Annotated in this window: 19 protein-coding genes and 1 riboswitch; of the genes, 7 read left to right on the top strand and 12 right to left on the bottom strand. The window is 67.9% G+C overall.

Going from position 1 to position 19,156, the window contains the following annotated elements; all coding sequences use genetic code 11:
* Position 1 precedes the first annotated feature (1 nt).
* The 4 genes from NS6_RS27510 to NS6_RS27490 form a co-directional block, all read right to left on the bottom strand.
* Entirely contained in the window at positions 2–781 is a 780-nt protein-coding gene (locus NS6_RS27510) for an enoyl-CoA hydratase/isomerase family protein (RefSeq protein ID WP_068047585.1), read from the bottom strand.
* A gap of 5 nt (positions 782–786) precedes the next feature.
* Positions 787–1,731, bottom strand: coding sequence for an acyl-CoA dehydrogenase family protein (locus tag NS6_RS27505; RefSeq protein ID WP_068047800.1), 945 nt, complete (start codon positions 1,729–1,731; stop codon positions 787–789).
* 781 nt (positions 1,732–2,512) lie between these two features.
* A complete protein-coding gene (locus NS6_RS27495) occupies positions 2,513–3,748 on the bottom strand; it encodes an acyl-CoA dehydrogenase family protein (RefSeq protein ID WP_084471465.1) in 1,236 nt (411 codons plus the stop codon).
* Positions 3,749–3,787: 39 nt separating this feature from the next.
* Complete coding sequence (locus tag NS6_RS27490) at positions 3,788–4,471, bottom strand: TetR/AcrR family transcriptional regulator (protein ID WP_245669526.1); 684 nt, start codon at positions 4,469–4,471, stop codon at positions 3,788–3,790.
* Between the two features lie 36 nt (positions 4,472–4,507).
* Between NS6_RS27490 and NS6_RS27485 the strand changes: the two genes are divergently transcribed.
* From NS6_RS27485 to NS6_RS27465, 6 genes are read left to right on the top strand one after another with little or no spacing between them, the layout of a single operon-like run.
* The gene (locus tag NS6_RS27485; protein ID WP_068047579.1) at positions 4,508–5,809 is read left to right on the top strand and encodes an acyl-CoA dehydrogenase family protein; all 1,302 of its coding nucleotides are present in this window, start codon (positions 4,508–4,510) and stop codon (positions 5,807–5,809) included.
* Between the two features lie 26 nt (positions 5,810–5,835).
* Positions 5,836–6,822 carry a phosphotransferase family protein gene (locus NS6_RS27480; RefSeq protein WP_068047794.1) on the top strand — a complete coding sequence of 329 codons (987 nt, stop codon included), beginning with the start codon at positions 5,836–5,838 and terminating at the stop codon, positions 6,820–6,822.
* Positions 6,819–7,595 (top strand): enoyl-CoA hydratase-related protein, encoded by a 777-nt coding sequence (locus tag NS6_RS27475; protein ID WP_068047576.1) that lies wholly within the window; start codon positions 6,819–6,821, stop codon positions 7,593–7,595. The genes NS6_RS27480 and NS6_RS27475 overlap by 4 nt, the downstream gene beginning before the upstream one ends.
* Positions 7,580–8,566 carry an NADPH:quinone oxidoreductase family protein gene (locus tag NS6_RS27470; protein WP_068047574.1) on the top strand — a complete coding sequence of 329 codons (987 nt, stop codon included), beginning with the start codon at positions 7,580–7,582 and terminating at the stop codon, positions 8,564–8,566. The genes NS6_RS27475 and NS6_RS27470 overlap by 16 nt, the downstream gene beginning before the upstream one ends.
* 60 nt (positions 8,567–8,626) lie before the next feature.
* The gene (locus tag NS6_RS34960; RefSeq protein WP_157112971.1) at positions 8,627–8,782 is read left to right on the top strand and encodes a hypothetical protein; all 156 of its coding nucleotides are present in this window, start codon (positions 8,627–8,629) and stop codon (positions 8,780–8,782) included.
* Positions 8,769–9,455: a dihydrofolate reductase family protein gene (locus tag NS6_RS27465; protein WP_210746821.1), complete on the top strand. Its 687-nt coding sequence runs from the start codon at positions 8,769–8,771 to the stop codon at positions 9,453–9,455. Before NS6_RS34960 ends, NS6_RS27465 begins: the two co-directional genes overlap by 14 nt.
* A gap of 89 nt (positions 9,456–9,544) precedes the next feature.
* Here NS6_RS27465 and NS6_RS27460 read toward each other — a convergent pair whose 3' ends face one another.
* A complete protein-coding gene (locus tag NS6_RS27460) occupies positions 9,545–10,432 on the bottom strand; it encodes a bile acid:sodium symporter family protein (protein WP_068047571.1) in 888 nt (295 codons plus the stop codon).
* A 218-nt stretch (positions 10,433–10,650) separates the two neighbouring features.
* Positions 10,651–10,809: riboswitch (FMN riboswitch) on the top strand.
* A 76-nt stretch (positions 10,810–10,885) separates the two neighbouring features.
* On the opposite strand from NS6_RS27460, the gene NS6_RS27455 reads away from it, so the two are divergent.
* Positions 10,886–11,332 carry a 6,7-dimethyl-8-ribityllumazine synthase gene (locus NS6_RS27455; protein ID WP_068047568.1) on the top strand — a complete coding sequence of 149 codons (447 nt, stop codon included), beginning with the start codon at positions 10,886–10,888 and terminating at the stop codon, positions 11,330–11,332.
* A 154-nt stretch (positions 11,333–11,486) separates the two neighbouring features.
* Here NS6_RS27455 and NS6_RS27450 read toward each other — a convergent pair whose 3' ends face one another.
* From NS6_RS27450 to NS6_RS27425, 7 genes are all read right to left on the bottom strand, one after another.
* Positions 11,487–12,407 (bottom strand): ABC transporter substrate-binding protein, encoded by a 921-nt coding sequence (locus NS6_RS27450; protein WP_068047566.1) that lies wholly within the window; start codon positions 12,405–12,407, stop codon positions 11,487–11,489.
* A complete protein-coding gene (locus NS6_RS34280; protein WP_168443419.1) occupies positions 12,289–13,863 on the bottom strand; it encodes an MFS transporter in 1,575 nt (524 codons plus the stop codon). The genes NS6_RS27450 and NS6_RS34280 overlap by 119 nt, the downstream gene beginning before the upstream one ends.
* The gene (locus tag NS6_RS34955; protein WP_068047563.1) at positions 13,860–14,927 is read right to left on the bottom strand and encodes an ABC transporter substrate-binding protein; all 1,068 of its coding nucleotides are present in this window, start codon (positions 14,925–14,927) and stop codon (positions 13,860–13,862) included. Before NS6_RS34955 ends, NS6_RS34280 begins: the two co-directional genes overlap by 4 nt.
* Positions 14,928–14,956: 29 nt before the next feature.
* Entirely contained in the window at positions 14,957–15,685 is a 729-nt protein-coding gene (locus NS6_RS27440) for an ABC transporter ATP-binding protein (RefSeq protein WP_068047560.1), read from the bottom strand.
* Positions 15,682–16,527, bottom strand: coding sequence for an ABC transporter permease (locus NS6_RS27435; RefSeq protein WP_210746822.1), 846 nt, complete (start codon positions 16,525–16,527; stop codon positions 15,682–15,684). Before NS6_RS27435 ends, NS6_RS27440 begins: the two co-directional genes overlap by 4 nt.
* Before the next feature lie 148 nt (positions 16,528–16,675).
* Entirely contained in the window at positions 16,676–17,140 is a 465-nt protein-coding gene (locus tag NS6_RS27430) for a MarR family winged helix-turn-helix transcriptional regulator (protein ID WP_157112969.1), read from the bottom strand.
* A gap of 344 nt (positions 17,141–17,484) precedes the next feature.
* On the bottom strand, positions 17,485–19,065 hold the full coding sequence (locus NS6_RS27425; protein ID WP_068047554.1) for an adenylate/guanylate cyclase domain-containing protein: 1,581 nt from the start codon (positions 19,063–19,065) through the stop codon (positions 17,485–17,487).
* Positions 19,066–19,156 lie beyond the last annotated feature (91 nt).

Genomic DNA, 19,156 nt, shown 5'->3' with positions numbered 1-19,156 from the left:
GCTATCGCCGCGCCCGTTCCCGGAGGACTTGGAGACGTTCGCGGTGTTCCGGGGATTGCATGGTGACCACCTCGGCCGCGAATCCGGCTTGCAGCGGGCCGGCCAGGGCCTGCGAGAGGTGCATGTTCACCACTCGTTTGGTACTGCTCAGCGCGTTCTGCGGTTGTTTGGCCAACCGCTCGGCGAGACGGTTCGCGGCTGCGGGCAGCTCATCGGCGGCAACCATCCGGCTGGCCAGCCCGAGTTCCACCGCCGTGGCGGCTTCGATGCGATCACCGGTGTAGAGGTATTCGCGGGTGCGCAGAATCGGGGTCAGCAATGGCCAGAACGCGGCGCCGCCGTCGCCGGCCACCAGGCCGACCGCCACATGCGGGTCGGCGAGATGGGCGCCCTCGGAGATGAGGACGATATCGCAGAGGATGGCGATACTGGCGCCCAACCCGACCGCCGGGCCGTTGACCGCGGCGATCACCGGCAGCGGGCAGCGCAGCAGTTCCTCGATGATCTCCGCGCCTTCGCGGATGCTCTCGTCGCGGGCCACCGGATCGTCGAGGAACGAGGTGATCCAGTCCAGGTCGCCGCCGGCACTGAACGCGCGGCCCGCACCGGTCAGGATCACGACCCGCGCCTCGGTATCGGCCGCCAGTTGCCGCCACACCTGCGCCAGCGCTCGATGCAGGTCCGCGTTCACCGCGTTCAGCTCGTCGGGCCGGTTGATGGTGACGGTGCGGATCGGTCCGGCACCGGTGACGGTGAGGACCTCCGGTAGGTCGTATCGCATCGGCCTCATGCCCCCATCGGGTCGGAGAACAGGCCCGCCAGCCCGCGTCGGCCGATCCGGCCGGTCAACGCCTGCTCGGTGCCGACGGCGGCGAACGGCAGGCGCCGCAACGGAAGACTGTAGCGCGACAGCCAGGACAGCGTGGTCTCATCACAGAACCCGGCCGCCCCGTGCAGCTGATGTGCCACCCGGAACACGATATCGGCGGCTTCGATCGCGGCGAGGCGCAGAGCGAGGGCATCGTCGAGCGCTTCGGGACGCCCGCATTGAATGCTCCACAGCGCGTACCGGGCCAGCAGATCGACTCCTCGCCGCTCGACCTCGGCATCGGTGAGCTGGAATTGGACACCCTGGAATTCGGCCAGGGGGCGCCCGAACTGTTCGCGGATCTGCACGTGGGCGCGGGTCAGTTCGAGGGCCCGGTCCAGCATGCCCAGCAGGGTCCAGCAGGGCAGTGTCAGCGCCAGCGCCAGGTCCGCGGTGCCGTCGCCCGGCTCGGGCCGGATGGTCAGCGGAACGACGAATGCCGACTCCCGCGCGGACGCCGCGGTCTCGGACGGAGCCGCCAACCCGCGTACCCCTGCCATGGATACGGTCGCCCAGCGCAGATCGGTATCCGCGACCGCCCCCGCGGGTTCCGGCCCGGACACCACGATCAGCCCGTCGTACCCCGGATTGTCGGGCCGGGCCAGCCGCTCTGCCACCGGATACGGTGCCGCCCAGTACCCGCCGGCCCGGCATACCGCGGCGGCGGCCTCCAGCTCCACCGGGTCCCGCCGCGGTGCGAGGTCCCAGGCACCGAGTTCACCGAGTACCGGCTCCACCAGCTGTCGCCGGGTGCCCGGCGACCGTTCGGCCCGCTGCACGAGTTCGTCGCCGCCGGCCGCGGCGAGCGCCCGCGCCACCTCGCGTCCGAATTCCTGTGCTTCCGCGGCGGGTTCGAGGCGCAGCTCGTGAACGTCGGGCACCGAGTTGCGGGCTGCGATGCCTCCGGCCGCGGACCGGGTGGCGCCCGAGTGCCGATCCCGTGGACTGGGTGTACTCACGCTGTCCTCCTCCGCCGAATGCGGTAGCCCTGCCGGTTGTGGGCAGCACGCGCATCCTCCTGCACTGTTCGCACCCGCCCGGCCCGGGAACGTTCGTCCGCCCCGCCGCGAGCCGGGACCCTGCGGCGGCTCGATCGCCCGGATCCGGCCCCCGAGTCCCCCGAGTTCCGGCCGGCCATCGCACCGCGCACCGTCTGCATATCGCACCGCCCCGGGGCGCACCGCTCACCACGATCCCGGTCGACCACGCCCCCGTGGGACGACCATTCGTCGCCGCGCCCCGACACAGACCCGTCACCACGAATCCGGTCGACCACGCTCCCGTGGGACGACGACTTGTCGCGCTCCACCAGGGATGCGTTGCCATATCGCTCGACCGGAGCGCCACAGGATTCCGGCACCCCGGCACCGCTTGTTCCGCGTCCGGCTGCCTCGACCGGGCCGCCCGTGATCGCATTCCCCTGCGACGGCGCGGGCCGTGACGTTCCCGCCGCGCCGGAGCTCATGGCGGGCGCGGCCGGGCGAGAGTGCGGCGGAAAGTATTCGGTGGACCGAGGCCGCCCGCCGACCGAACCCGGAATGGCCACACGCGTGGCCGCGCCGGTCGACGGCCCGGCCACCCGGACCGAGTCCGCGCACTCCGGTGGCCGCGCCGAGCTATCGGAGTGCGCGGCGGTTGCCGCGCTCACGACCGGATCCGCCCGGTGAGCGGCCCGCGGTTGTCCGCGCTACCGGACACCGCCCGGCCGGGCCGGCCCGCGGCAGTACCCGTCCCCGGGTCCGCGAGCAGTTCCCGCGCCAGCAGAATGTGCTGCACCTCGATACTGCCGGAGGCCACGGTGGCGGCATTGGCGTAGCGCCAGTGATCGTGGACGGCGCGCCGGAACCGGCGCCGGCCGGCTGTATCGCCGGGTACGGTCGCGGCCAGTTCCACCAGCACTTCGGCACTTTCCTGGTCCAGCCGGGTCACCGCGATCCGGTAGGCCGCCGCGTCGCCCGGCGCGACCGTGCCCGCACTCTGCAACGAGAGCACCTGGTAGGCCAGCAGCCGGGCCCGCCGGCAGCGCATCAGCATGCGCGCCCAGCGGCCACGTAAGGTCTCCGGGGTTTCGTCCCAGTATTCACCGAGCACTTCGGGCGCGGTGTGCAGGAGCCGTTCACAGCGGGCGTAGCGGGCGATACCGACCCGCTCGAAGGCCAGTACCTCCTGGACCACCGACCAGCCGTTACCCACTTCGCCCAGCACATCGGCCTCGGTCGCCCGGACGCCGTCGAAGAATACTTCGTTGAGGTGATGTGGCCCGAGCATTGCGTCGATGGGCCGGACGGTGATCCCCGGATCGGATATCGGCAGCAGGAAAACCGTGAGCCCCTGTTGTTTACGTCCTTCGTGCGAGGTCCGGGCAAGCAGGAAGCACCATTGCGCCATGGTGGCGTAGGAGGTCCAGATCTTCTGCCCGGAGATGGACCAGCCGTCGCCGTCGCGCCGGGCGGTGGTGCGCAGCGACGCGAGATCGGATCCGGCCTCGGGCTCGCTGAAACCCTGGCACCAGATGATCTCCCCGCGGGCGATCGGCGGCAGGTGTTTGCGCTGCTGTTCGGGCGTTCCGTGCCGCATGATGGTCGGCCCGACCCAGTTCACGCCCATGTATTGCGCGCCCCGCGGTTCGTGCTGCGCCCACATCTCCTCACGCACCACGGTCTGCTCCCAGATCGAGGCGCCGCGCCCGCCGAACTCCTGCGGCCAGGCCGGGCACAGCAGGCCGTGTTCGGCCAGAGTCGCGCAGAAGTGCTGAGCGACAGCGAGATCCGCGGGATCATCGGTGAAGGCACCGAGGTAGTCGGCGGGGACCTCGTCGGCGATCAACCGGCGTAGCTCGCCGCGGAGCTCCTCGGCGGTCGCACCCATCGTGAAGTCCATGGGCGCACATTACTTCAATCCTAACAAGGATTGCAATGTTTACCGTATTGGACGGGGCGGCAGCGCGCCGGAGCCCGCACCGGCCTCAACGGCGGCCACAGAGAGACAGAATCCGGCCAATCGCTCGACTTCCTCCGAGGCCGGCTCGACATTCGACCAGAGGTACTCCGACAATTTCCCGACGACCGCATAGGCAACCAGCCCCGCACAGTGCTCCGGCTCCCGCACTCCGAGCTGCCCGAACGGTTCGTACAGCAGGGCGGCGAGCCGCTGGGGCGCCGACCCGGCCTGCCCCGACACCAGGTCCACACCGAGCGCACCGGTCTGGCACAGCACCGCCCGGGTATCGGCCGCACTCGCCGGCTCGGCCTGCGCGAGGATCGCCGCCACCCAGCTCCGCACCCGCCGCTCCGGCCGCGCTTGTTTCGACATCCGGTGCGCGACATAGTCCGCGAGCCGTTCCACCCCGTCCGCCAGCACGGCCGCCATCAGCGCGTCCTTCGACCGGAAATGCCGATAGAAGGCGTCGTTGGACAACCCGGCGGCGGCCACGATATCGGCGACCCGGGGCCGCGCATGCGGGCCACCCCGCCGCACCTGGTCGAGCGCCGCGTCGAGGAGCCGGCGGATTTCGCCGGCGTATTCGGCCTCCCGTTCGGCCACCGCCTTCCGGGCGATCCGCCCCACCAGCCCGGACTCCGAAAGAATTGCATTCTTGTCCACAAGAAGGATATTCTCACCAAACGAGAGGAGTCGCAAATGGCATGGGATTTCGAGACCGAACCCGACTTCCAGGCACAGCTGGACTGGGCCGATACCTTCGTCCGGGACGAGGTCGAACCCCTGGACCTGGTGTGGCCGCATCAACAGTTCGTCCCACTCGAGGGCGCCCGCCGAGCAGCTGTGGATCCGCTCAAACAGCGCGTGCGCGAACATGGCCTGTGGGCGACCCACCTCGGCCCGGAACTGGGTGGTCAGGGGTATGGCCAGCTGAAACTGGCGCTGCTCAACGAGATCCTGGGCCGCAGTTCCTGGGCACCGATCGTGTTCGGTTGCCAGGCCCCCGATACCGGTAATGCCGAGATCATCGCCCACTACGGCACCGAAGCCCAGAAGCAGCAGTATCTACAGCCGCTGCTCGACGGCGAACTGTTCTCCTGCTATTCGATGACCGAACCGCACGCGGGCGCGGATCCCACACTTTTCCGCACCCGCGCCGAACGCGACGGTGACGACTGGGTACTCAACGGCCGGAAGTTCTTCTCCTCCAACGCCCGTACCGCATCGTTCCTGATCGTCATGGCGGTCACGAATCCCGGCGTAAGCCCCTACCAGGGAATGTCGATGTTCCTGGTCCCGGCCGATACGCCCGGTATCCAGATCGAACGCAATATCGGGCTCGCCGGTGAACCACTGAACGACGGCTCCCACGCCCTGATCCGATACGACAATGTCCGAGTCCCCGCCGAAGCCCTGCTCGGCGGCGAAGGCCAGGCATTCGTGATCGCACAGACCCGGCTGGGCGGCGGCCGGATCCATCACGCCATGCGCACGATCGGGCTGGCGCAGAAGGCCGTCGACATGATGTGCGAACGGGCACTGAGCCGGGAAACCGCCGGGAGCCGGCTCTCGGACAAGCAGTTCGTGCAGGGCTATATCGCCGATTCCTACGCTCAGCTGAAACAGTTCCGGCTGCTGGTGCTCCACACGGCGTGGGAGATAGACAAATACAACGACTACAAGAAGGTCCGGAAAGATATCGCCGCGGTGAAGGTCGTGATGCCGACCGTCCTGCACGATATCGCCTGGCGGGCGATGCAGGTACACGGCGCCCTCGGCACCACCAACGAAATGCCGTTCTTCACGATGATCCACGGCGCCGGCGTGATGGGGCTCGCCGACGGGCCCACCGAGGTACACAAAATGACCGTCGCCAAACAGGTGCTACGCAACTATCGGCCCAGCGACGACGACTGGCCGACCGAATGGATTCCCCGGCGACTCGACGCGGCCCGCGCCAAATACGCCGAATACCTGGACAACAAGGCAGGCAACCTGTGATCGACTTCGCGCCACTGGCGAACTGGATGGACGAATCCGGGCTTCCCGGCAAAGGCGAACCGATGCAGACCCGATTGCTGTCCGGCGGTACACAGAACGAGATCTACGAGATCACCCGCGGCGAACACCGGTGCGCACTGCGCATTCCGCCCGTACACGCGCCCGCCGACCGGGACAAGGGCATCCTGCGGGAATGGCGGATCATCGAAGCTCTGGACGGCACTGATGTACCACACACCCCCGCCGTGGCCGTATGCACCGATGCCGCCGTCCTCGGCCGCACCTTCTACCTGATGGGATTCGTGGACGGCTGGTCGCCGATGGACCATCGCCGAGTCTGGCCGGCGCCCTTCGATGCCGACCCCGCCGCCCGCGCCGGCCTGGCCTACCAGCTGGCCGAGGGAATCGCCCTGCTGTCCACCGTGGATTGGCGCGACCGGGGCCTGCACGACCTGGGCCGGCCGGACGGGTTCCATGAACGCCAGGTTGCCCGATGGACCGGCTTCTTCGACCGGATCAACGGGCGTGAACTCGACGGTATGGACACCGCGACCCGCTGGCTGCGCGAACACCGCCCCCTGGACTATCGTCCGGGGCTCATGCACGGCGACTACCAGTTCGCCAATGTCATGTACCGCGACGGCGCACCCGCCCGGCTGGCGGCAATCGTGGACTGGGAGATGGGGACCGTCGGCGATCCGAAACTGGATCTGGCGTGGATGGTGCAGAGCTGGCCCGCCGACACCTCCGCGCCGGACGATTCCGGTTATGTGGATATGCGCGATATGCCCTCGCGCGATCAGGTGGTGGCGCATTATTCGGAGGTGTCCGGACGCCAGGTCGATGATCTCGACTACTACCTGGTGCTCGCCAAATGGAAGCTCGCCATCGTGCTGGAGCAGGGCTTCCAGCGCGCGGGCGATGATGTGAAACTGCAATCCTTCGGCCCGATCGTCCCCGAACTGATGCGGGCGGCAGCCGAACTCGCCGAAACAACGGAGTACCGCTCGTGAGTGACGAAGAATTCCTGGTCGAATCCCGCGGCGCGCTCACCGTCCTCACCCTGAACCGGCCGCAGGCCCGTAATGCGCTGAACGGGAACCTCATCGCCGGTATCGGTGCCACCGTGCTGGCCGCCGAACAGGATCCCGAGATCCGGGCACTGGTACTCACCGCGGCCGGTGATAAGGCATTCTGCTCGGGTATGGATCTGCGGGCGTTCGCCGGCGGCGAAGACGTGGGGTTCAGCGATACCCCGGAGAACCGCGCCTTCCAGCGCCTCACCCGCGGGAAGGTGGAGGTCCCGGTGATCGGCGCCGCCAACGGCACCGCGGTGGGTGGCGGCCTGGAACTACTGCTGGGCTGCGATCTGATCGTCGCCGCCGACACCGCGAAATTCGGGCTGCCGGAGGTGCAGCGCGGACTGTTCCCCGGTGGGGGCGGTACCTACATCGCCGAGCGGATTCCTCTCGGGATCGCCCTGCAGCTCACCTTGACCGGCGACTATTTCACCGCGGCCCGCGGATACGAGATCGGCCTGTTCAACGCGGTGACCCCCGCGGACCAGGTACTCGACACCGCCATCGCGTTCGCCGAACGGATCGCCGCCAACGGCCCGTTGGGTGTCGCGGCGTGTAAGGAACTGGTGCGATTGTCGGTCACCGACCCCGGCAAGGCCACCGATCGGTTGCGGCACTGGCAAGGCGTGGTGTTCGCGAGCGCCGACGCCGAAGAAGGCGCCACGGCATTCATGGAGAAGCGAGAACCGGTGTGGCAGGGGAAGTAACCGTCCGGGCGGTGGTCTGTCCCGAATACGGGACACCGGACGTCCTGCGAATCGAGAAGCAGCCCGTACCCGTGCCCGGACAGGGGCAGGCACGGGTACGGGTGCGCGCCGCGGCCGTCAATTTCCCCGATGTGCTGTTGATCGGCGGCAGGTACCAGATCACCGTGCCACCCCCGTTCGTGCCCGGCAGTGAGTTCGCCGGGGAGATCGTCGAATTGGGGCCCGGGTGCGTGGGTCGCGCGGTCGGGGACCGGGTCACCGGCACCGGGCTCTACGGCGCCTTCGCCGACCAGATCCTCTCCCCGGCCGCGAATCTCACGCCCATTCCGGACGGCGTGGACGATCACACGGCGGCCGCGTTCGGTGTCGCCTACCGCACCGCCTATCACTCATTGCGGTCGGTGGCCCGGGTCGGCCGGGGCGAGACCGTGATCGTGCTCGGCGCGGGTGGTGGTGTGGGGCTGGCAGCCGTGCAGCTGGCGGTCGCGCTCGGCGCGGAAGTGGTGGCGGTGGCGTCCTCGGCCGCCAAACTGGCCACCGCCCACTCCTACGGCGCGACCCACCTGATCGACCACCGCGACGGCACGCTGCGCGAGCAACTCCGCGCCGCCGTGCCCGCCGGCGCCGCCGCGGTCCTCGACCCGGTCGGCGGTGACCTGTCCGATCCCGCCATGCGTTCGCTGGGCCGGGGCGGACGATTCGTCACCATCGGCTACGCCTCCGGAACCGTGCCCCGCATCCCACTGAATCTGGTGCTGGTGAAAGGTCTGCGAATCCTCGGCTTCCAGTTCCAGGACATCGATCCGGACGAATTCGCGCGCAACGAAAGAGAACTCACCGGCCTGCTGACCTCCGGCCGCGTATCCCCCCATATCGGCGCTGTATTCCCCCTCGAGCAGTCGGTCGCGGCGCTCGGCGAGGTCGCCGCCGGCCGAGCGGTCGGCAAGGTCCTCCTCGACCCGGACGCCTGACCTCGTCGCTTTCCGAATATCCCCGATCATCAACCGCCCTCGCCCGCGATCCCGTGGACCGTGCTGACAGCGATCTACTCCATACTGGGCGCAGCGCTGTTCCTGCTCGTCTGGGCCGCGCTCGCCTTCTTCGACCGCTCTCGCGACCGGACCGGCGGATCCGGCCGGCGGGGTGGTGCCGGCGATGATCCGGCCCGGCCGTGTGAAGACCGATGAGTTCGGCTCCCCCGCGTCGTCCGAATGGGAGGAAGGCCATCCTTCCGAGCCGGCGGCACGGGCCTCGACGACGCTCGCCGGGCGACCGATGCGGGGCGCTGGAGTGGAGATGGGCAAGGTCGCCTGGGGATTCACGTGTTCGATCGACGGGTTCATCGCCGGACCGGGGCACGATATGAGCTGGCTGTCGGCTACGGAACCGTCCGCGCCCGATACCACCGAACACTTGGCCGCCGAGGTCGGCGTGATCATCTCCGGCCGGGCAGGCTACGACGCAGCGATCGCCCAGCGCGATGAACGCGACGAGCTGACCTCAGCGGCCTACGGCGGCGCGTGGTCGGGGACCGAAATCATCCTCACACACCGCCCGGAAGAACTGGCCGATGATCCATCCGTCCTCGCCCTGAACTGCGATATCGAGCAAGCCGTCCGCCACGCCCAGGAAATCGCCGGCGACCGGGACATCCAGATCATCAGCGCCGATATCGCCCGCCAGGCACTCGAACACGACCTCATCGACGAGTTGCAGGTTTTCGTCGCCCCGGTCTTCCTCGGCGACGGCATCCGGATCTTCGACGTCCCCGGCGGTCGGCGGATCGACTGGGAACTGGCCGAAATCTACGACCACAGCCCGCGCAGCTTCGGCCGCGCCTACCGCCCGAAAAAGCGCTGACCCCGGTATGCGGCAACAGGCCGGAGGGCATCTCGCCGGCCCGGAGCCGACGGCGCCGATAACAGGCACTGTTTGAACCCGGGGCGACGCTATCGAGGAGACACGGCCTCAGCGGAGGCCGCGGCACGGTGGGACCTGGCAAACAGGAAGGCGGCGATCGACGCGGGAATGTTCATGAGGAATCCGTACAGGCCGGCCGGAACGGCCATTGTTTCGTTGCCGAGCACGGTGGTCGCAATGGTGATGGCCAACGCGGCGTTGTGCACGCCGATCTCCATTCCGGCAGCCACGGCGTCGGCACGTTCCACACCGAAGGCCCGGGGGACCAGATAGCCGACGAGCAGGCTGCAGACACAGAGAAGCAAAGCAATTAGGCCCAGGTCGCCGAAATTATCGGTGACGGTATCGAATTCCGAGAACAGCGCGGCGGCCACCACGAACACGAGTACGCCGGCCGCGGCGATTTTCACCGTCGACTGCCTCCGGCCGGCCCAGTCCGGGTAGCGGCGGCGCACCCACATACCCACCGCCACCGGAACCAGCACCAGGGCGAAGACCTGAGCGAACTTTGCGGGATGGAAGACAATCGCCGCGCTGTCGTCCAGGAACACCGCATAGGAGACGGCGACCACGAGGGGCAGGGTGATCACGGCGAGTACGGAGTTGATCGCCGTCAGGGTGATGTTCAGGGCGACGTTACCGCCCGCGATATGGCTGAACAGGTTCGCCGAGGTACCGCCGGGCGAAGCGACCAGCAGCATCATTCCCACCGCGAGCACCCCGTCGACACCGAACAGGTGTATCAAACCGAAACAGATCAGCGGTAGGACGACGAGCTGACAGGTCAGCGCGATCACGGCGGTTTTCGGGTACTTCGCGACCCGGGTGAAGTCGTCGGTCGTCAAGGTCAGCCCCAGACCGAACATCACGATTCCGAGCGCGAGCGGCAACGCTACTGCGAAGAGGGTGGAACCCATATGCGTCCTTCCGGCGGTCGAGGCATACCCGGGCCGCGGGCAGCATCGACCTGGGCCCGGCCCCGGCAGCAGTATCCGGGTCCGAGACGATCATCGATACGGTCGCCTTATATCTTGTCGATCCCCTCAGCCGGTGCAAGCCGTAGAACCTCGGGGGGCGCGCGATCGTCAGGGGTGCTGTCGCCGCAACCACGCGGCGTTGTTAGAGTCCGCGCTGTACACGTTCTCAGGGCGGGGTGGAATTCCCCACCGGCGGTAATGGCATCCGGACCGATCCGGGGGCACGAGCCCGCGAGCGCCACCACCCGTGGTGGGTCGAGCAGATTCCGGTGCGATCCCGGAGCCGACGGTCACAGTCCGGATGAAAGAGAACGCGGCAGCGGAGTGCCCGGTCGCGGGCCGCTCCTGTTCGCGTTGCCATGCCCTGGGTGACATAGCGAAGAGGAGTAAATTATGTCGCCCACCTCGAACCGCATCGCTCTCGTCGCCGCGCGGTGGCACGCCGATATCGTCGACCGGGCGGTGCAGTCCTGCCGGGCCGGGCTCGCCGGACACGGGTTCACCGAGGTCGACCTGTTCGAAGTCCCCGGGGCGTTCGAGATCCCGCTGCGTATCAAACGGCTGGCCGCCACGGGCGGTTACGCTGCGCTCGCCGGCTGCGCACTGGTGGTCGACGGCGGTATCTACCGGCACGATTTCGTTGCCTCCACCGTGGTGGACGCGCTCATGCGGATCCAGCTCGAGGCCGATGTCCCGGTGTTCTCGGCGGTCCTCACCCCGCATCACTTCCACGAGCACAGTGAACATCTGACGTATTTCGCAGGGCATTTCGAGACCAAGGGGGCGGAGCTGGCCGACGCCATCGCGGCCACTGTGCAGTTCGAGGTGCCGGCGCAGTAGGCCGCGGCCGGGCCTGCCCGTGACCGGCCGGACGGTGACCGTAGGAACGGCGGCCGATTCCGCGTGACCGGAGTCTTTCAGCCCTGTACCTACCGGAATGGTCGCCGGGGTGGTGTATATGCCGATACGGATACACCACCCCGGGTTGACCGGCTTATGAAGACAACGCCCGGTTGTCGACCAATTTCTTGAAATCGGAACCCGATTCGATCAGTCCCCACTTGAGCAGCCAGCGATAGGTCTGGTCGAACTGCTCGGGCGCGTACGGCTGCGGATCGGCGAAACGCAGCCGCCACGGGCTGATATCGGATTCGTCCAGGGTGCCCAGTTCGGCCGGGATCTCCGCGGTGAAATAGTGCAGGTACGGCGTGACATCAGCGTTGATATCGGCGACCGCCCGGCGGACGCCACGGTCGATGGCCGCGTAGACCTCGGGGTCCACGGTTTCGTCGGCGATCTCCGCACCGGTGTAGAACGCCTCCGCGATCAACCGGTATCCCTGCTTGAGTGCCAGGCTGATATAGGGCTCCATCAAGGCAACCGCGTCCACGGTGCCGTCGCGCAGGGCCTTGAAGCGGTCGGCGGGGCCGCCGACATGCACGACCTTCAATTCGTCGGGCTCGACGAACCCTTCCAGTGTCTGGATGGCGAGATAGTGGGAGCCGTGGTGGAAGTTCACCGCGACCTGCTTGTTGCGCAGGCTCTGCGGGTGCAGGACCTCGGAATCGGGACGGACGAAGATCGCCTGGCTGGCGATCGCGGCGCGCTGGGTCACGATCTGCCCGCCGCGCCCCGAATCCTGGGCCCGCCGGACCTGGCCCCATTCGCAGGCCCGGTAGAGCGCGACATCACCGTCTTCGAAACCGCGGGAGATCCCGCCGAACGAGCTCACCAGATGGTGATCTTCGATCGGTTTGACACTGACGTTGTAGGCGCCGGGTGCCGCGAGTTCCAGATCAACGCCCTCGTCGAGAAAGTAGCCCTTCTCGAGCCCGACCAGGTAGGGCAGCGTGAAGATCGCTCCCGTGCGCACGCTGGTGATCTTCGGCAGGTTCGCCTTCGTGTCGTCGGTCATCGTTTCGTTCCTTTCGTGGGGTGTCGTCGACCTGGATTCCGGTCGAGTTCGGGGTCGCCGGGAACCACCGCTTCGCGGCGATCAGGGCGAGGACGGCGGCCGCCGCGGTGGCCAGGTACGCGATCCGCATACCGGAGGTGAAATCGTGGGCGTCGGCTGGTTCGGACCGGGCGAGCAATCCCGCGACGGAGACCGTGACCGCGCCGAGAGCGGCCGTGCCCAGGTTCATACCGACCTGCCGCGAGGTGCTGGTGATCGCACTGGCCGAACCGGCACGTTCCGGTGGCAGCGCCGCCACAGCCGAGGAGGTCGCGGGTGGATTCGCCATGCCCATACCGGTGCCGAGCAGCGCGAAAGCCAGCAGCACCCAGCCGATCGACGAGGTGGTCGAGGCCGTGAGCGCGAGTAGTGCCATGGCGGCGATCAGGAACCCGTAGGCGAGGAGCACGGGTTTGCGCGGACCGTGCCGGCCGAGCAGACGGCCGGATACGTGCGCCGCGACCAGGGTGCCGGCGGTGAGCGGTAACGCCATCAGCCCGGCTTCCCAAGGACTGTATCCACGCACCTGCTGCAGGTAGAGCGCATTGACGAAGTTCATCCCGGTCAGGCAGAAGTAGGAGAATCCCGCGGTCAGCACCGCGCCACGCAGTTGCGGCCGACGGAACACCGTGAGATCGAGGACCGGATCAGCGGCCCGCCGTTCCACTCCGGCCACTACCGCCACCGAAACCGCGGCCGCCAAAAGCGCAAACACGGTGGGTGCCGACAGCCAGCCGTCGCGGGCGCCGCCGGACAGTGCGAAGGTCAGGAAGAACAGTGCTGCCGCAATGGACAGATGACCGGCGAGATCGATACCCCGCCGCCGCAGCGGAACCGGGGATTCGGGCACCCACCGCAGACTGATGACGACGAGCGCCGCGAACGGCAGGCAGAGCAGGAACACGCTGCGCCAGCCGACGGTCGCCACGAGCACTCCGCCGATCACCGGCCCGAGCGCGGTCGAGACGCCGGCGGTGGCACTCCAGGTGCCCAGCGCTCTGCTGCGCGCGACCGGGTCCTGGAAGACCCCGGTGAGCAGCGAAATGGAGGCAGGCGTCATCAACGATCCGCCGACGCCCTGCAGGACCCGCCACAGGATGAGTTCGGCGAATCCGGAGGAGAGGAAGCACAGCAGCGAGGCGCAGCCGAAAACGACGACGCCGACCCGGAATACTCGGCGGGGACCGTAACGGTCGGCCAGCGAACCGGCCAGGAACAGGGTGCTGCCGCGCGCCAGGGCGTTGGCCACGACAACCCATTGCAGTCCTGCCACGTCGAGGCCGAGATCGGCCTGTAGTGACGGCAGGGCGACCACGAGCGCGGAGGTGTCGAGGGAGGAGAGGAACAGGCTCGCGCAGCATGCCAGCAAGGCGATCCGCGGATACCGGACGGACTGCGTGGCCTTCGGGCCGGTCAACTCAGGCTTTCGTAGACCGGCCGGTCCGCGGCGCGCGGAAGCAGGCCGATATCGATGGCCACCTCGATCTGCCGGTCCATATTGGCGAATACGCCTGTATCCCAGGTGGTCGGGTAGATTTCGCGGAGCCGCTCGGGCAGCAGGGCGATGGCGGCCTCTTCGTGGCCGGGTATCCCGAATGCCTCGTAGTGCCGGGACAGCAGTGCCGGGTCACCGGCGATCAACGCGTTCGCCTCGGTGCGCAGGGCCACGAACCCGGCGGCGGTCTCCCGGTTCTGTTCGAGCCACGGCCGGTTGAACGCGGCGCCGTTGAGGAACAGCGGGTTCGAGTCGCCTGTTCCCTTCTGCCACAGTTCGGAGACCGTCGCGATCTGCCGACTGCCCTGTGCGACGAGCCGGGTGGCGTTGGGTTCGATCGCGATGATCGCGTCCAGGTCGCCACGCTCGTACAGGGCCAGACCGGCGAGCGGCTGGCCGGGAAACAGCTGGTATTCGCCTTCGAAATCGATCCCGTTGACCGCCAGCGCCAGCGCTGCCGCCTTGTAGGTATCCGAGCTCGCCGGCTGCACGCCGACTCGTTTGCCGCGCAACTGTTCGACCGAGTCGATATCGCTGTCCGCCGGAACCAGCCAGCGGCCGTGATTCCACAGCTGGGGTCCGACGATCACCACATCGTGCCCGGCGAGCGTGGCATCGGTGGCGCCGAGCGGGCCGAAGGCGAAGGTATCGAGCAGTCCGGTCAGCAGGTTCTCCTGACCGGTGCCGACACCGCCCCCACCGTCGCGGTTCAGCGCCAGACCGTGTTTGACATCCAGGCCGAACTGTTCGGTGATCGGATCGATCACCGAACCCGCCGTGCCCGGATGGACCGCGCCGATCTTGATGGGCCGCAGTGGATTACCGTTCGCGTCGACAGCCGCGGTGGGCTCACCGCAGGCGGCGAGCAGTGCGGCGGCACCGGCCGCGCCGAAGAGCGCGGCACCGGCCCGCAGGGCCTGCCGTCGGGTCACGGCCGGGCCGAGGACGGATTCGCGAGAGAAGATATCGCCACGTGGGGTGGGCACGGAAGCTCCGTTTCTGGATCGTTTCGGTATCAGGCGATCTGCGCGATGATCTCGCGGTGCAGATCGAACAGGGTGGCGTCCTCGGTGGATCGCGGACGCGGCAGATCGACGCGGAGATCCCCGACGATGCTCGCCGGACGGCCGGCGAGCACCACGACCCGGTCGGCCAGAAATGCCGCCTCGAGCGCGTTGTGGGTGACGAGCAGCCCGGTGACGGAACGTTCGACGAGCAGGGTCTGCAACAGCAGGCGCAGTTTGCGGCCGGTGAGTTCGTCCAGCGCACTGAAGGGTTCGTCGAACAGCACCACATCGGGGTCGACAGCGAACGCGCGGGCGACCGCCACCCGCTGTCGCTGGCCGCCGGACAGGACCGAAGGGTAGGCATCGGCGTAATCGCTCAGCCCCACCGCGTCCAGGAGTTCCGGGATATCCACTCCGGTGCGTCCCGCCGATTTCGCGGCGATCTCGATATTGTCGGCAACGCTGACCCAGTCGAGCAGCCGGGGTTGCTGGAACACCATTCCCGTCCGGATGGGCCCGGTATCCGCGCCTACGCGGACCACACCGGAATCCGCTGTTTCGAGCCCGGCGACCAGATGCAACAGGGTGGTCTTCCCGGTCCCCGACGCGCCCACCAGGGCCACGAGCTCCCCCGGCGCCGCTTCCAGCGAGAAACGGTCGAGAACGGTCTGGACGCTGCCGTCCTTCTTGCTCACGAAAGCTTTGCCGACATCACGTAGTTCGATACCCGCGCTCATACCGAGGACTCCTTACGCCAGCGCGAGACCCGCCGCTCGAGTGTTTGCAGAATGCCGTATTCGATTCCCGTCATCACCAGTGCGAAGGCGACGGTCCAGGCGAGCACACCCGCGACGTTGTGATTGGCGAATTCGAGGTTGAGCTGGTATCCGACCCCGCTGGCCAGCCCGAAGATCTCGACCAGGACGATCACCTTCCACGACATCGCGATCCCCAGCCGCGCACCGGTGAACAGCGAGGGCGCCAGGGCCGGAATCCAGATGCGGCGCAGCCGGGTCCAGGCGCTGAACCGGTACACATGGGCCATCTCGTGCAGATGCGGATCGACCTCACGGACTCCCTGGGTGATGTTCACGATGAGCACGGGGGCGGCCGCGAGCGCCACCGCCAGAATCGGATTGACCATGCTGATCCCGAACCAGATGACACACAGCAGCGCCTTCACCAGACCGGGGGTCACCAGCCCCAGCAGGACGGCCGGTTCGAGGAACCGCCGCACATAGGTGTGGCGTCCCATGGCGATACCGAGCACCACCGCCACCACGAAAGCCGCTGCGAAGCCCAGGAGTACCCGGGTCAGCGTCACCTCGAGGTTGGTCCAGAGCGTGCCGCTGGTGGACAGTGTCACCAGTTCGCCGGCGATCTCGCCCAGCGACGGGACCAGCGGACTGTCCATCCGGGCGGCCATCACGTTCCAGCCGGTCGCCAGCAGGAGGACCAGGGCCAGGGGCGGAGCGGCCACTCCCAGCAGGGAGCGGAGCCGCGAGCCCGTGGCCGGGCGGCGAATCGGCTGTGTTCGGCCCGCCTGTTCGGCTGCGGGCTCGGCACTCAGCACGGTCATGAGAATCCGTTCGATCGGCCGGTGGCGCGCGCGTCACCGGCGGAGAATGGTGTGTGGGTAGAGGTGGCCGATCCGCGGCCGGCAAATCAGGAGGCCGGATCGGAGCCTATGGCGGGTGCCGAGAGGTGGCGACACCCGTGCGGGGCCGCTACGCGGAGCGTGAGCCCGTCGCGGAGACCAGCAGTTCCAGCCCGTCGCCGAGAGCGACGATGGCGCCGATGTCCTCGGCAGGCAGCGTCGCAATCCGGTCCACGATGATCTCGGTCAGCTGGCGCCTGCTGCGCAGGAACAACTCCAGGCCCGACTCGGTCACCTCGATCAGATTCACCCGTCCGTCCATATCCGAGGTCCGGCGGGCGACATCCCCGGATTCCTCCAGCCTGCGCACCGTCCGGGAAACGCTGGCCGGGTCCACGCCCTCGTGTGCCGCGAGCTCCGACATCGACAATGGCCCGAATTTCACGATCGCCGCGAGCGCGCTGCGTGCGGACTGGCTGGCTCCGGCCCGGTCCATCGTCCGGAACTGCCGGGCCGCCTGGATGAGCGCGACCTGCACCCGCTCCACGGCCGCCACGAGTTCCTCGGTGGTGGTCGGCGAATCGGACAGGGTCATCGGCGGTTCCTCCACACAGACTGGTCCCGGCGGGGACGACCCGGCACAGTGTTGTCATTGTGCGGGTCCCTTCTCTCGTAGGTGGCCGGCGCCCCGGCTCGAACCGACAACAGAAGGTTAACAACGATCAAGTATCGCCCCTCGGAACAAACCCGACACCGAGACGGCGAGCCCCTCGGTGAGACAGCGCAGAAAACCACTGCCATCCCAGGTCGAGACACCGTTCGGGGAAACTCCGGGCGCACGGGCGACCCTTTCGGATCGCAGCGATCGAAATGTTCGAGCTTCCGGAAACGCTGCCGAAAGGTACCGGTGCCGAGCGGCGAACCCCATGTGTCCCGTCCTCAGTTGTCCCGCTCCGGCATTCCGGGCCGCAGCACCGGGCGGGCGAGCCGGGTCGGAGTCGGCCGGCCCCGCAGTGTCACAGATTCGCCGAGCTGCCAGTGGCCGGCTTCGGTGGGTGCGGCCGCGGTGACCGTCCGCTCCGAGGTGAGCAGCAGAGAATCCTGCTTTGCCAGTTCGCAGAGCCGGGCGGCTTCGTTGACGGCGTCGCCGATCACCGTGAATTCGTAGCGTTGCCGAGCGCCGACATTACCCGCGACCACCCGGCCCTCGGCAATGCCGATCGCTGCCTCGAATTCCGTGCCGCCGGTATCGAGCCGGGCGCGGATGGCACGGCCACAGGCCAATGCCGCGCCTGCGGTGTCGGACAGCTGTGCGGGGGTGCCGAACACGGCCAGCGCCGCGTCGCCTTCGAATTTGTTGAGCAGGCCGCCGTGCTTTTCCACCTCGTCCACCACCACGTCGAAGAACCGGTTGAGGATCGCGACCATCTCGGGTGCGGTCAGGGTCGCGGCCATGGTGGTGGAGCCGACGATATCGATGAACAGTGCCGCGGCCTCGACCTCGGCACCGCCGAGCACCGGCTTCCCGGCCAATGCGGCGTTGGCGACCTCGTGCCCGACATGCCTGCCGAACAGATCCCTGATCTCTTCACGTTCGCGAAGACCGCCGACCATGTTGTTGAAACCGCTCTGTAGTTCGCCCAGTTCGGTGCCGTCGTAGACGGCGAGCGTGAGATCGAATTCGCCTCGCTCCACCTCACGCATCGCCCGGCGCACACCACTGATCGGGGCAACGGTCGCGGCCAATGTCTGGGTCATCAGTAGGAAGCCGATTATGAGGGCCGCACCGCCGAGCGACAGTACGCACACCGCCAGCCGTGTGGTGCTCACATCATCGGTGGTGAGTGCGACCACTGCCACCACCATCAGACCCGCCACCGGCAGACCCGAACCGACCAGCCACATCAACAGCGATCGCCCGAAGACACCGATTCCGCTGCGGGCGCGAGAGGTTCTCGCCGACAGCACTCGCGAGGTCACCGGCCGCAGCGCGAACTCGATGATCAGATAGGTACTCGCACACACCACGATCGCGCTGAAGGTGATACCGAACGCCACTTTGGGGATCAACCGGGGATCGGCGACCCCGGCCAGCAGCGTGAGCACGACCACTCCCCCGAACCACAGCAACGCCTGCATACGCACCAGCCGCCGCGGCACTGCCGCGGCGGCGGCCTGCTGCTCCTCGGTGGGCACCGTCTCGGGATGGAGGGCCCAGCCCAGTGCACCCAGCCCGCGGGCGGTGCCCCACCACACACCGATCAGGACGGCGACCGCCGCGTACACCGGAGCCGCGACCGCATCGATCAGGATCATCTTCTCGGTGAATACGGAAGGTCCGGGCAGCACGAAACCGATCAGCGTGATCGATACGAAGACACCGGCCAGGTTGGCCAGCACGATCGGCACCGTCAACAGCAATTGGATACGAAGCCGCCGAATTCCCGCGGCCTCCTCCGCACGCCCGAGTAGTCGCGACCCCCATGGTGCCGCCGCGAGTGGGTCGTTGCTCCGCGGCATGCTCTGCCCGCCCTTTCCGGATCCACGCGTACCGAGTGCCGGTAGACCGATACGGCACCCGGCTCAGGCATACCACGCGCCCTGCACTCTT

Origin of the sequence: Nocardia speluncae NBRC 108251 (genome assembly GCF_001613245.1) — a bacterium.
GTDB classification, from domain to species: Bacteria; Actinomycetota; Actinomycetes; order Mycobacteriales; family Mycobacteriaceae; genus Nocardia; species Nocardia speluncae.
Note: the sequence above shows the minus strand (reverse complement) of the source record. Positions and strands in the feature narration are given on the sequence as shown.